Raw genomic sequence first — 12,787 nt, 5'->3', positions numbered from 1 at the left:
GACCTGCTCGCCCAGACGGAGTCCGCATGGCGCGAGGGGGGCCGCCGGGGGCCGGTGATCGGGGTGTCCTCGTTGCGGGGCGAGGAGGTGTCCTTCCCAAACACCACGGACGTGGACGAACTGGTGGAGTGGACCCGTGGCCTGGACAAGGTCACCGTGTACGCCACGTACGCCAGCCTCGGTCTGGGCACGCTTGAGCGGGCGCACGTCGCCGGCCTTTCGGCTTGGGACCTGATCGTCGTGGACGAGGCCCACCGCGTTTCTGGCCGGATCGGGAAGCCGTGGGCGGTCGTCCACGACAACCAGAAGATTCCGTCCCTGCGCCGCCTCTACATGACGGCCACGCCCCGGCTGTGGCAGCTCGGGGACGAGGACGAGACCGGCGCACCGGGCGAGCTGGTCGCGAGCATGGACGACAACCCGGACGGGCCTTTCGGTAGCCGCTGCTTCACGCTGACGCTCTCGGAGGCCATCGACCGGGGAATCTGTGCCCCCTACCAGGTTGTATGCGTGGACGTCACCGACACCGCGCTCCAGGCCGCGCAGCTCCTGGGCGCCGAAGGCCGCTCGGCAGAGGTCCGCGGGGCCCGGCTCGCCGCTCTCCAGACCGCGCTGGTGAAGGCATCCTCGGAGGAGGGCTTCCGCCGCACGCTGGTCTTCCACCACATGGTGAAGGAGGCCGAGGCGTTTGCGGCCGGCCTCCCCGACGTCGCCGCGCAGCTGCATGCCTCCGACCCTGAGCTGTATCCGGCCACGATCTGGGCAAACTGGCTGTGCGGCGACCATAAGCCGCTCCACCGGCGGCGTCTGCTGGGCGAGTTCGCCGACGGGATCGCCACCGATGGCACCGTGGTGGAGAAGTGTTTCCTGTGCTCGGTGAAGGTCCTGGGCGAGGGCGTCGACACCAAGCACTGCGACTCCGTCTACTGGGCCGACGTACGCGGTTCCATGCCCGACCTGGTCCAGGCCGTGGGCCGGGCGCTGCGGATGCAGCCAGGCGAGGGCAAGGTGGCCTCGCTCGTGGTGCCGGTGCTGCTCGGACCGGGCGAGACGGCGGACAACATGCTGACCTCCCGGGCGTTCGGCGGGCTGGCCAAGCTCTTGGAGGCGCTGCGGGCGCACGACGCGCGGATCGTGGAGGCCCTCGCGGAGCAGCAGGCCCCGAGCGCCTGCAAGCCCGTCAGCAAGGGGAGCGGCGAGGGCTCCGGGAGCGTGAGCTCCCCCGCCAGGGCCCTGCTGAAGTTCTCCACGCCACGCGACCCGGCTGCTTTGGCAGCGTTCATCAACCTGCGGGTCATCAATCCGGAGCATGAGCACTGGCGCCGGGGTGTGGAGGCCGCTGTGATCTACGCGCGCGAGCGCGGTGACCTGCGGGTGCCGTTCACGTTTCGTGTCCCGGCCGTCAACGACCAGGAGTCTGAAGGCCAGGGGTGGCCGGCCTCGCTCGCCGGGTTCCCGCTGGGGCAGTGGACCGCCGACGCCCGCCGCTTCTACGCCCGCGGGGATATGGACGAGGCCCGTGTCGCACAGCTGGAGAAGCTCGGCATGATCTGGTCCCACTTCGACGTCGCATGGGAGGCGGGCCTGACCGCCGCGCGCGGGTGGGCCGCCGAACACGGCCACCTCCTGGCCCCGCTGGACGCCACCTTCCAGGGCGCGGCGGTGGGCATCTGGCTGAAGAACGCGCGGGCCGCCGCCCGCAAGGCTGCCGAGAACGAGCAGCGGCGTGCCGAGGGCCTGCTGGTGGGATCGGTGGCCGGGGCGCTGTCGGAGGACCGACGCGAGCAGCTGGAGGAGATCGACGCGTCCTGGTGCCCGTCGTGGCCCGTGACGTGGCAGCGGTGCTTCCACCTCGTGCGGATGCATCTGGACGCGGGCGAGGCGGTGCCCGCCGAGGCGGGCGAGGTCCTGCGCCAGGGTGAAGACCTCGGGCGGTGGGTGACGTCGGTTCGCTACGGGTGGGACCAGCTGAGTGGCGTGCAGCAGTGGATGTGCGAGCAGGTCCTCGGGGTCACGCCTGTGCCCGAGGAAGAGAAGCCGAAGCCGCGTCGTACGCAGGCCGATAAATGGGTCGCCAACCTCGCGGCCGCCCGGCAGTTCTTCGAGCGCGAGGGACACCTCAAGGTGCCACGTAAGCACGTGGAGATCGTGCTCTCCGAAGACAGTCACGAGGACCAGTTCCGCCTGGGGGCGTGGGTCAACAATCAGCGCAGCCGGGCCGCCGCGCTGACCCCGGAGCGGATGGAGCAGCTGTCCGAGGTCGGAATGCGGTGGGTGTAGGAGCGCGTCGCGGGGCGGGGTCGAAGCGCAGCCATGCAGCTGTTTCTCATTAGACCCAGGAAGAGTTCGCCCCTGCAGAGGGCGAGCATTCCCGTGTTCCAGTTGGCGTCGGCGCTCTTCGGCCGTCTGGGCGCTTGTGTGACCGCTGACCACGTCTGCCCGCGGCGCGTCCTCGTTACTCCTGGGTGCGGTCGCCGGGCGCCGCCGGGAGCGTCGGTGGTTGGGCTCCGGCCAGTGGGGTGCGGGTGAGGCTGCCCCAGTTGCTGGCATCCTGGCTGAGTGTCGCGTCAAGCAGTTCCATCGCCTCTTGCGCGATGGTCTGCCGGTCCTCGCCCGCCGCTTCGCGACGCTCGACATTTCTGATGATGCGTTGGAGTTCCGCAAGGATCAGGCTCCGCTGCTGCCACAGATCGTGGTGACGCATGAGGCCGCTCCACGCCGTGATCACGCCGATCACGCCTGCTACCGCGGTGCTGGCCAACCCGAGCCAGGGAGCGTAGGCCCGCCAGGCCGCGACTGCTACGCCCAGCACCGCGATCATTCCGTTCAGAGCGGCGATGCCCACCGTGGTCCGTCGCGCCTTCATCTTCATCAACTCGCGGGTGCGCGTGTACTCCCTGCGGAAATGTTCCAGGTAGTGGGTGGTCACCTCAAGGGCGTCGGCTCCGGTCGGAGGCGGTTCCGTCGGGCGCATGCCTGTGAACCTCTGCTGCCTTACGGCCTGTTGCTCCGTTCCGGGCCTCTGAGTCATGCACGGGATCCTAATCTCGGTAACTTCAGCCCCGGTCGGGGCCGTCCTGCCCGGCCGTGTGTATTCCTCACGTGCTGTCCGGACCCACCTGCGGCGGCGAGGGGTCCGCGTTGTCGTTCCATAGCCGTCCGACCAGGTTGGCCGTGGCCTGAAGCGAGGCCGGCTCGGTGGCCGTCCGCCCGATTTCGGCAGCAGGGCATACAAGTTCGGTTGGGCCGGCCCCCTTGCCACCCGCTTCGGCGGAATGGGGTGCCGGCCGTTTTCAGGGATCCTCATCATCGTCCGGGGCATCCGGCGAAGCGAAGTGAAATGGCACGCCAAGGTGGCGGGCCAGCGCCCGGCCCGCCTTGGCGGAGGCAATGCCGGGCGGAGAGCCGTCAGGGCGGCGGTAGACGGTCGCCAGGCGGCTCGCCCCGTCTGGGGAAATCCAGGACCGCGACCAGGAACACGAACCAGTAGTCGTGCACGGTGTCGCCGTCCCAGACCGCCTCCACCGCGGCCACCCGGCCCGGGAGGGCTGCGGCGCGCGCTGCGAGTGACGGAAGGTCGAGCGGATCCGGCGGGGTGTGCTGCACTCGGTCGCCGAGGGCCTCGTATCGTGTGTGGACCACCCGCTCGGCCTCGTGCAGGCCTATCCCCAGCGGACGCAATGCCTCCCAGACGGACCTGACCGCCGACAGCCGACGATCCCGCAGCACGGCGGCGTCCACCTCCCGGCAGGTCCGTTCCTCCAGGTAGGCCCACCAGCCGCTCACTGGGCCACCGGTCGGGTTTTCAGGGCCTGCGTCATGGGCCCGAACGTACGTCAGGGCCCGGAACCCGGACCAACGGCTCCTTGGTGCTGCCGGACCCCGGGCTCTGGCGCAACTTCCGTGAAGCCCCGTCGGCCGGGGCTCGCGCTGGCCTCTGGACGCGCTGCTGGCCTGCCGGTTCGCCAGGGTCGCCGGCCTCGGACGCCGAGGATCGGTACGGCTTCACGGGAGTTGTGCCAGAACCCAGTCTCGTGGAGAAGGCCAGGTGACGGACAGCCGTCCAAGAAAGGTCTCGTTCACAGGGCCGGGCAGGGCCACGGTCAGGGGTAGCCGGACGCGGCGGCGCGGGCAAAGGCTGTTCCGAATTCCACATGGCTGTCCGGGCCCGCGATGCCTCAGGGGTCAGCACGTAGGTGTCAGGGCTATGGAACCGGGCGTTGGGGACGGTCAGGTCGTGGTCGGGTCCGCCCGCGTGGTCCATCTGACCGGCATGTCACTCCTGGGGGCTGGTGGAGACCGTCAGGCGCTGGGGGGGACGCGCAGGGCCAGCAGGGCAGTGTCATCGCTGGCCCACCCGCCGTGGTGATCGGACAGCACGGCGGCCAGTTCCTTGACCGTCGCGGCAGCGTCCAGGCCGGTCGTGGCGGCCAGCGCCGCGGCGAGCTCGGCCTCACCGAAGGTCGGCGGGGCGGCGGCCGGGGTACCGGGGCGCGGCCGGCCCTCACAGGCCCCGTCGGTGTAGAGCAGCAGCAGGTCGCCGGGCGCCAGGCGGTAGCGCACATCGGTCAGCTGCGTGGTGGGCAGCACACCCAGCAGCGTGCCCGGCGTTCCGAGCTGCTGGATACGGCCGTCGGCGCGGCGCACCAGTGCCGGCAGGTGGCCTCCCAGTGCGATGCGTCCGGACAGCCCGGCCCGGGTGATGCGGAAGGTGGTGTATACGGCGGTCAGGAAGCGGGGGGCCCGCTGTTCCAGCATCGCGGTGTTCAGCCGGTCCAGAAGCGCGGCCGGTGACGGCGTCTGTCCGGCGTCGGCCCGAACCGTGTAGCGAGCCATCGAGGTCACCTGCGCTGCGGCCACGCCCTTGCCGCACACGTCTCCGAGTACCGCTCCGTAGTAGTGCCCGTGGGTGTGGAAGAGGTCGTAGAAGTCCCCGCCGACCTCGACCCCGGCCCGTCCGCTGGTCGATGCCGGGAGGTAGGACGCAGCGGTCTCCAGGCCCGGTACGGGGCGCAGTGTCGGCGGCAGCAGTCCCTGCTGGAGGCTGTGGGCGAGATCGGCGGAGACCCGGTGCGCCTGGCGGGAGGATTCCAGGCTCTGCCGCAGGTGAATTTCCGCCGAGACCGAGCGAGCCAGTGTTGCCAGGGTCGTCAGATCTCCCGGTGTCCAGGTGCGGGGTTTGTCGTCGATGACGCAGAGACTTCCCAGTACCTGCCCCTGCGGGGACAGAAGGGGGTAGCCGGCCCATGCGCCGATGCGCATGGGCGTGAGCGAGGGGTGGTCGCGGGTACGCGGGTCAGCGGCCGCGTCGTCCACGATGAAGGATTCCCCGTCCAGGCCGACGAGGAAGTAGCAGAAGCTCTCGCGCACCGCGTTCTGCCGGTCGGACAGCTCTTCGGCGTCCACGCCGATGCAGGTCTTCCAGAATGAGCGGTCGGCATCGACCAGGGTCACGAACGCCCGCCCGGAGCCGGTCACCCGCGCCGCCAGCGTCGCCAGGTCCTCGAAGGCCTCCTCCGGCCCGGTGTCCAGCAACCGCGTGGCCGCCACCGCTGCGAGCCGTACCGAATCCGACAGCGCCGCCGGCAGGCCGTCCGGCCGCACGCCCCCCGCGAAATGCACCCCGCTCACCACCGGTCCAGCAACTCCCTCAGGCCCTGTTCGGGCACATAGCAAATCACGCCCCCATCCCCCACGACAGCCTTCCTGTCGCCCGCACTGGCTGACCACGATCAGTCACGTCCCCTCAGTGATCGGACGGCACATGCTCAAGATCGCGGTGGGCTCGCCGCATCACAGCTGTTGTCACCCGGACCCTCTGGGTTCGCCGGCATCACAGCTGTTGTCACCCGGACCCTCTGGGTTCGCCGGCATCACAGCTGTTGTCACCCGGACCCTCGTGGAGTCCTCGGCGAGGTCGGCGGCCGGCTCCCACGCCCAGGGTTGGGAGCCGGCCGGCGGGCAGGGTGGGCGCATCCGGTGGGAGCCGGGCAGCCCGGTCGTCCAGGTCGGCAAGGATGCCCAGTGCCTCTGTGAACCTCGTTGCGGGCCAGGTCTTCGCCTGCCGTCTGACCGAGGCCGGGCTTTTCGGCGAGCTGCGGGTCTGGGAGCCGCCGGATCTGCTTGACCGTGGGCTCTGCGCGGTGCGGTTGCTCATACAGTGCCGGATCACCCGCGTAAGGGCCTGGCCCTGTCCTGCGTTCGCAGCGCAGGGTCAGGTTGTCGAACGCCTCAAGCCGCTGTCTCATCCAGTCCTGATTCACGGGCCGCATTCCAGGCGCGGAGTCCGGCAATTCCCGGTCTCACCGGCTCGGCAAAGCCAGGAGCAGCGGTAAGGGCCTGCACCCAGAGGGCGGTTCGGGCCCTTCCGCTGGGATCTACAGGTCGAACTCGAGGTGTTCGATGTCCGTGAACCGGACCTCTTCCAGGCTGCCGGCGCGGCGGCCGCCGTCCTGGAAGTACACCTCCTTGAGCGCTTCGGCCGCGATCTCCTGGAGCCGCTGGTCGGTGGCGCCTTGCTCCTGGGCGTCGAAGAGGCGGGCGGCGTAGCGGGGCGGCAGGGCGATGGTCAGGTGGCGGATGCGGTCCTGGTCCGTCGACCCGATCGGTGCGGTGTAGCCGATGCGGGCGCGGGTGTCGACGACGATGCCGCCCGTGGACGCGGCCTTCGCCTTGGCCTTGGCACGGATCTGCGGCTGCCAGCGGGCCTTCACCTCGCGCTCCAGGCGGGCGGCGAGGTCCGGGCGGGGCTTCCTGATCTGGTCCTTCACGTACCGCTCGACGGTGCGCTGGGAGATGCGCAGCATCTGGGCGACCGCCTTGGTGCCCCCCAGCTGCTTGACCAGGTAGCGCATCTGCGGGCCCGCGCTCTTCGGCGCCGGGCGGGTGAACGCCTTCTGCACCGCGGCTTCCAGGCCGTCCCCGAACAGGCTCATCGTCGCGTTCTCCTACTCTCCCCTGTCGACGTCGGTGACGGTGCCGTCCTTGATGTACCGGGCGAGGTTGAGCTCGGGGGCGTGGAACTGCTCGCGGACGCCCTCGCCCCACAGCACGCTCTGGGTGCCCTCCCACTTCACCAGGCCGGGGTTCACCCCGAGCTTGAAGCCGCCGGGCAGCGGCTTGCCGTCCCGGTAGGGCAGGAAGTCCAGCGGGGAGGGCCCCTGGGAGGCGTAGACGGCGCAGTCCGAGAGGACCGCGACCGGGTACTGCCCGGTGAAAGCGGCATGCTTGACGATCTTGCGGTGCATGTTGATCCGGGTCCGGGAGATAACGGCGGCGCGAATGTCCGGCCGCCAGGTGGGCCGGGCGAGGGCCCGCCAGGGCTGCCCAGGTTTCCAGCCCTCGCCGCGCGGGCGCTCGCGCAGCTTGCCGATGCCGCCCTTCACGGACGCCTTGACCGCGGACACCACGATCGCCAGCTCAGGGTCACGCTGCCGGTAGCCGTCCATCGCCTTCAAGAACTCCTCCGGCGACAGATCGGCGCCCACCCCGAGGTCGGCCATCGTAGCCAGGTAGGCGTCGCGCAGCCGCTGGTACCAGCCGTCCAGGTAACGGCCGTTGTCGTGGCGCACCCACGCCTCGATCGGTGTCACGTCGTAGCCGAGCTCCACCGCGTAGGCGACGGTGGGCGTGGCGTACCACGCCGGGCCCTCGGGCCGTTCACCCTTCGGTGTGAACGGGCTGGGCAGCAGCGAGCCGTCCAGGTCCGCCCACGTGTCCTTGGCCACCTTCACCCTCGACAGGTCGGCATGGGACAGGTCGACCAGCCAGGAGCCGGGCAGTTTCGCGTCGAAGACGGGGTTCTTGACGTGCACCGGTGCGCCCAGGCCGACCGTGAGGCCGTTCGCGCCGGCGGCGAAGGCCATGTTCACATCGATGCCCACCAGGTTGCGGTGCAGGCATTCGGCGTCAGTGAGCGGGCGCGCCCAGTCGTACGCCTCCTCCACCAGAACCTCCGCCGGGGTGCGGTGGTGGAAACGCGGCAGGTCCGCGAGCAGCGGGTGGCCGTCGGGAGCCTCGCACGGTGCACACTGAACCGGGTCCCTGCCCAGCGAGCCGGGGTTGTGCTCGGAGTGCCGCTTGCCCGTCTCATCGGGTTCGGAGGCACGGGTCGGCGGATGCAGGGCGGTCATCAGTTCCAGACCGGTCACGGCGGTCGATCCGCGCGGCGTCATCACCCGGGCCGCATACGTGCCCAGCAGCCGGGCCAGATCCGCCGGTGGCAGCTGCCCCGTGTCCGCCCAGTGCCGGGTGTCGAGCGCGTCCCACGACGGGATGCACAACTGCACGCACGCCCGCTCCGAGCCCTGCGCGGGGCGGTAGATCCGCGCCCACGGCCCGAAGCCGCGCTTGGTCAGCTGCCAGCTGGCGCGCGTCAGCTGCTTGATGACCTTGTGGCCCTCCGGGATCCGCCCGGCCAGGCGCTCCTGTGGTGTGAGCGTGACCGGCAGGCCGTAATACTCCAGCGCAGCCCTGGTGAGCACGAGCAGCGGATCGCCGTCCTTGCCCGGCCCGGACAACTTCGGCTGACCGAGCCGCCCCTGGCTCAGCGTCCACTCCACCAGAGCCGCAATCGACTTCGCCGGTACGTCCAGGACCAGGCCCCCGACGCAGTACGCCAGCACCTGACCATCTGCGTCGACGTCGACGACCGCGAGCGGCCCGTTCTCGAACCGTGCATCACCACCACCGCCGTCGCTGGCGGCGGGGGCAGCCTTACGCGCGGGCGGCCGACGCGGTGCCGGCCTGGTCGTGGCCACCGGATCCGGCACGACGGCAGAGACCAGCGCGGTGTCCTCGGAAACAGGCCCCGGCGCCTGGTCTGCGGGTTCGGGGCGGGCTTTGGCCGGTTCAGCTCCCGTTGGCGCAGGAGCGGCTGCGAGGACAGGCGTCTCGGGGGCCGCCGTGTCCTCACAGGGCACCGGGGCGCCTGCGGGGTAGAGCTGGGCAAGCTGCTTCAGCAGGCGGGCGTAGGCATCACGCTCCGGCGGCCGCGGTTCGGTCCTGCCGGCCTCCCAGCCGGACACCGTGGCCCGGCGCACCTGCAGAGCGGCGGCCACCTCGTCCAGCGTCAGGCCGTGCGCCTGGCGCAGCCTCTTGCGTTCCGCCGGAGGCGGCAGCGTTGAACGGGACGAAACCAGCGCGTCGACCGCATCGAACAGCTCTGACATGCAGCACCTCCAGTCCCCCAACCCTAGCCTGAAGCGCACCTTTCGCGTACTGAACGCGTACGGATGACGTAAATGACGGTTGTGGCCCGGCATCCCCGCCCGTACCGCGAGTCGGCCTGGGGGTGGCGCGTACCGGCCACCACTGGTGGCAGCGTCCCCCGGAGCCCGGGAGGGCATCGGCATCCACGACCCGGCCAAGTCCTCCGCCGGCGTCGCCATCGCCTCCGGACCCCCGGTGGCTCCACACCCGCCGGTTCCGGGCCGCGGGAGAGTGATCGCTCAAGCGCGTCCGAGGCAACGGGATGCCACCTCCAACAGGAAGCGCCGGCACTGCCGGTGTACGCGAAGGGATCCGTCAGGACGGAACCAATGATGTACACGGTGCTCTCGGCGAAGGAGCGCCAAGTTCCCCCGGGCACAGCACCCGCCGGCCCGGACGCTCTGCAGTGATGCCACCCTCGCCCACAACGCGTGAAAGGCAGACCGTGCACACGGCGCCTGAACAGAGGCCGACAGCCGGATGCACCGGCGGGCCCGGATACGGAAGACCAGTCCCGGCACCCGCCGCACGGCCAGGGCCGCATCCGGCACCAGCTCCCGTACCAGTACCAGTACCAGTACCGGCTCCCGTACCAGCTCCAGTTCCAGTACCAGTTCCAGTACCGGCCAGAACGAGAGGGACACGAGGGACACGAGGGACGCGAGGGACGCGAGCAGCGGGCACGCCACAATCGGCGCCTACACCGAGGCTCGGCCGCAGTGCCGGGGCAAAAAGGGGTGCCGTCCGGGGCGTCGGGGCCGCAGAAGTCACGGATAACGGGGTGGGTGGGAACGCAGGCGTTGGCGGGGCTTCAGCCGTGGGATGGGGGTCACGCACGGATATGGGCTCCAGCACCAGGCGGGGCTTCCTCCCGGTGAGTCAGGGCCTTTGGCGTGTCAGGAGTCTGGGTGCGCCTCCGTCCGGAGCCTCCACGAGCCCCCGGGGCAGCCCGCCGGGAGGGGTGGGAATCGGTGGCCTTTCACGTCGGTGCTCCAGTCGTGGCCGCGCCGCAGTCGCACTCGTAGATCCCGCTCTCCGGCACCACCTCGCCCGAATGCCAGGACGTCTGCTCTTCGCTCATGTTCCCCGTGTACGTCGCCCGCGGGTCGGGGCGCGACTCCGGGAACCCACCCGGCATAAGCAGCTGAGCCCCGGAATGCTCAGCCGACGGAGCCGCGAACGAAAGGCGTAGAAGAGCGTTTCATTCCAACAGGGGTGTTTGGTAACGCGGGCGTAGGCGCTTGGCCTGGGAACTCTGCGTGTGAGACAGGCGGCGTCCATCACCTTCCATCGCTTCCTCCCTCGGAGCGGGGCCTGCGGAGCATGACCATCAGGAACGCCGCAACCAGCAGCACCACCCCTGTCACGGTACTCAGCGCGCCGGCCGTCCCAACGCTGCTCCACAGCCCGCTTTCCACGCGTCGGCAAGTCGATTCACACGTCCACGACATCGCCCCGTCGCTATGCGCACCAGCAACGCCGGCCAGACCGAGTACGAAGAACGGGATTCCGCACCGGACCATCCAGCGTGCGGCAAGCAGGTACCCGCGCGAGTGAGTGTCGACCATGCGACCAGAGTCCCAGCCGCCCGGTCGGCAGGCAACGGTGCCGAACACGATCGGGCAGTTCCTTCAGCGCCCGGGACAACCCACCACGGTCACAGCCACCGAAAGCGATGCAGCCGTCCCGCCATGGCCCTTCCTCCGGATCACCCCGAGGTGGTCCGCGAGCCACTCCCAGGGTTGCTAGACAGCTACGAGCCACAGAATGAGCAGGCCCGCGGATAGCACGGCCGGGAACGCGACGAGGGAAAAGAAAAGGGCTTGCCAGACCCCCAGTGCCCCGGATGCCTCGCCACACGCCCTGCTCAGGTCGGCTGCAGCCACGTACCCAGGCATCATGCAGCCCTCACACTCCTACCCCAGCGATCTGTCCGACGCCCGCTGGGAACTCATCCGCCCCACCCTGGAAGCCTGGCGCCAAGCCCGCGCCGGCATCCGCAAGCCCACCCACGACCTGCCATGATCCAACTGGCCGCCATCAACCTCATGACCCGCCGCCTCACCCACGAGACCACCCACAACTGGCGCGACAGCTAGACCAAATGAAACAGACATCAGAGAACGAAACGCTCACTTACCCCTCCTGTGCGTGGACCTCGCGCAGGAAGTCCACGAGGATCCGGGTGAATTCCTCCGGCTGCTCCATCGTCGTGTAGTGGGCGGCGCCGTCCAACTGCGCACTGCGGCCGTTGGGGACAGCGTCCATCAGGGCGGTGACGGTGTCGAGGAGGCCGGGCATGTCGAGGGCGCCGTCGATGGCCAGGACCGGAACGGTGATGCCCTTGGCGCGGGAGGCCACATCCTCGACCGGAACCCGGTGGTCCGGTTCGTCCGGGGTGTGCTTCATCAGGGTGCGCAGGGCCATGTCGCGGACGTGCGCCACGATCGCGGGATTGACCTCGTCAAGACTGCGCTCCGGCCCCGCGATCCACTGCACGATGCCGTCCAGGTAGCCCGAGAGGTCGCCGCCGGCCAGTGCCGTGCGCTGCCGCTCGGCGATCGCGGTGGACCAGGCGCCGGTCAGGTCTGGCTCTCCCAGGCCCCGGCCGCTGACGACCAGGGCGCTGACCAGTTCGGGGTGCTCGACGGCCGTGTCGATGCCGATCATGCCGCCCATTGAGATGCCCACGAGCGGGACCTGACGCAGGCCCAGGTGCCGCAGTAGGTCCGCGAGGTCGTCAGCCTGTCGGAACGGCTTGGTCGCGTTGGCGGAACGGCCGTGGCCGCGAGCATCGGGGGCGATGATCCGGTAGCCGCGGGCGGTCAGGCCCGGAATCAGGTTGTCGAACAGGGTGCTGTCCGCGTAGGCGCTGTGCAGGAGCACCAGCGCCTCGCCGTCGCGGGGCCCATCGTCGCGGTAGGCGAGCAGGCCGTCGGCGGACTGGAAGGTCTCGAATGTGATCTCATTCATGACAACCAAGGTGTCATGAATGAGCGAGAATGGCAACTTGGTTGTCATATGGTGTGAGACAGTGGTCCCGTGACCGAACCAGCCTCCGAGCCCCTCTCCCCCGACGAGCTGCCGGGACGCCTCATGGAAGTCTTCGCGCTCGTCGGCCCGCTCTACCGCCGCGTACAGCGCCGGATCGAGCTGGACGCCGCCCAGGGACTCTCCGTGGGCGTGCGCGCCGTGCTGGACCTGCTGCGCGAGAACGGCCCGATGACCGTGCCGCAGATGGGCCGGGCCCAATCGCTGAGCCGCCAGTTCGTACAGCGGATGGTCAACGACGCCGCTGAGAGGAAGCTCCTCGAGAGCATCCCGAACCCAGCGCACCAACGCTCCTCGCTGATCCGACTGACCGACGGCGGCCACGCGGCGATCACCGCCGTAACCGCCCGCGAGCACGCCATGCTGCGCCAAGCGGGCGGCGACCTTACCGACACGGACGTCGCCGCCTGTGTCCGGGTGCTGGGCCGGATGCTAGAGCTCTTCGACGACGTCGATGCCTCGAACGCCGAGCCGCCCTGCTAGGCCGTGTATCGAAAGTGGATCTTGGGCTGTGGATGATCACGGT

8 protein-coding genes and 2 pseudogenes are annotated in these 12,787 nt (G+C 69.9%); 4 read left to right on the top strand and 6 right to left on the bottom strand.

Annotated features, from left to right (window positions below; genetic code table 11):
* Positions 1–111 precede the first annotated feature (111 nt).
* Complete coding sequence (locus OG408_RS40055) at positions 112–2,280, top strand: Helicase associated domain protein (RefSeq protein ID WP_442806114.1); 2,169 nt, start codon at positions 112–114, stop codon at positions 2,278–2,280.
* A 175-nt stretch (positions 2,281–2,455) separates the two neighbouring features.
* Here OG408_RS40055 and OG408_RS40050 read toward each other — a convergent pair whose 3' ends face one another.
* The gene (locus tag OG408_RS40050) at positions 2,456–2,929 is read right to left on the bottom strand and encodes an SLATT domain-containing protein (protein WP_285574570.1); all 474 of its coding nucleotides are present in this window, start codon (positions 2,927–2,929) and stop codon (positions 2,456–2,458) included.
* Between the two features lie 145 nt (positions 2,930–3,074).
* Here OG408_RS40050 and OG408_RS40265 point away from each other — a divergent pair.
* Positions 3,075–3,236 (top strand): annotated as a pseudogene (locus OG408_RS40265) (IS5/IS1182 family transposase); the annotation flags it as partial.
* Positions 3,237–3,408: 172 nt separating this feature from the next.
* On the opposite strand, the gene OG408_RS40045 reads toward OG408_RS40265, so the two are convergent.
* The 4 genes from OG408_RS40045 to tap all read right to left on the bottom strand — a co-directional run bounded on the left by OG408_RS40045 (position 3,409) and on the right by tap (position 9,170).
* Positions 3,409–3,786, bottom strand: coding sequence for a hypothetical protein (locus OG408_RS40045; protein WP_326667200.1), 378 nt, complete (start codon positions 3,784–3,786; stop codon positions 3,409–3,411).
* A gap of 516 nt (positions 3,787–4,302) precedes the next feature.
* Positions 4,303–5,631, bottom strand: a complete 1,329-nt coding sequence (locus OG408_RS40040) for a PP2C family protein-serine/threonine phosphatase (protein ID WP_442805981.1) — start codon at positions 5,629–5,631, stop codon at positions 4,303–4,305.
* Positions 5,632–6,377: 746 nt separating this feature from the next.
* Positions 6,378–6,935, bottom strand: coding sequence for a telomere-protecting terminal protein Tpg (gene tpg / locus OG408_RS40035; protein WP_326667204.1), 558 nt, complete (start codon positions 6,933–6,935; stop codon positions 6,378–6,380).
* 12 nt (positions 6,936–6,947) lie between these two features.
* Positions 6,948–9,170 (bottom strand): telomere-associated protein Tap, encoded by a 2,223-nt coding sequence (gene tap, locus OG408_RS40030; RefSeq protein WP_326667207.1) that lies wholly within the window; start codon positions 9,168–9,170, stop codon positions 6,948–6,950.
* A 1,939-nt stretch (positions 9,171–11,109) separates the two neighbouring features.
* Between tap and OG408_RS40025 the strand changes: the two are divergent.
* Positions 11,110–11,220 (top strand): annotated as a pseudogene (locus tag OG408_RS40025) (IS5 family transposase); the annotation flags it as partial.
* Positions 11,221–11,346: 126 nt separating this feature from the next.
* Here the strand turns inward: OG408_RS40025 and OG408_RS40020 are convergent.
* Entirely contained in the window at positions 11,347–12,183 is an 837-nt protein-coding gene (locus OG408_RS40020) for an alpha/beta fold hydrolase (protein WP_326674430.1), read from the bottom strand.
* Between the two features lie 123 nt (positions 12,184–12,306).
* On the opposite strand from OG408_RS40020, the gene OG408_RS40015 reads away from it, so the two are divergent.
* A complete protein-coding gene (locus OG408_RS40015; RefSeq protein ID WP_326674679.1) occupies positions 12,307–12,744 on the top strand; it encodes a MarR family winged helix-turn-helix transcriptional regulator in 438 nt (145 codons plus the stop codon).
* Positions 12,745–12,787: the final 43 nt, after the last annotated feature.

The sequence above is a fragment of the Streptomyces sp. NBC_01257 genome (assembly GCF_035917255.1).
Taxonomy (GTDB): domain Bacteria; phylum Actinomycetota; class Actinomycetes; order Streptomycetales; family Streptomycetaceae; genus Streptomyces.
This window is presented reverse-complemented; position numbering and strand designations above follow the sequence as displayed.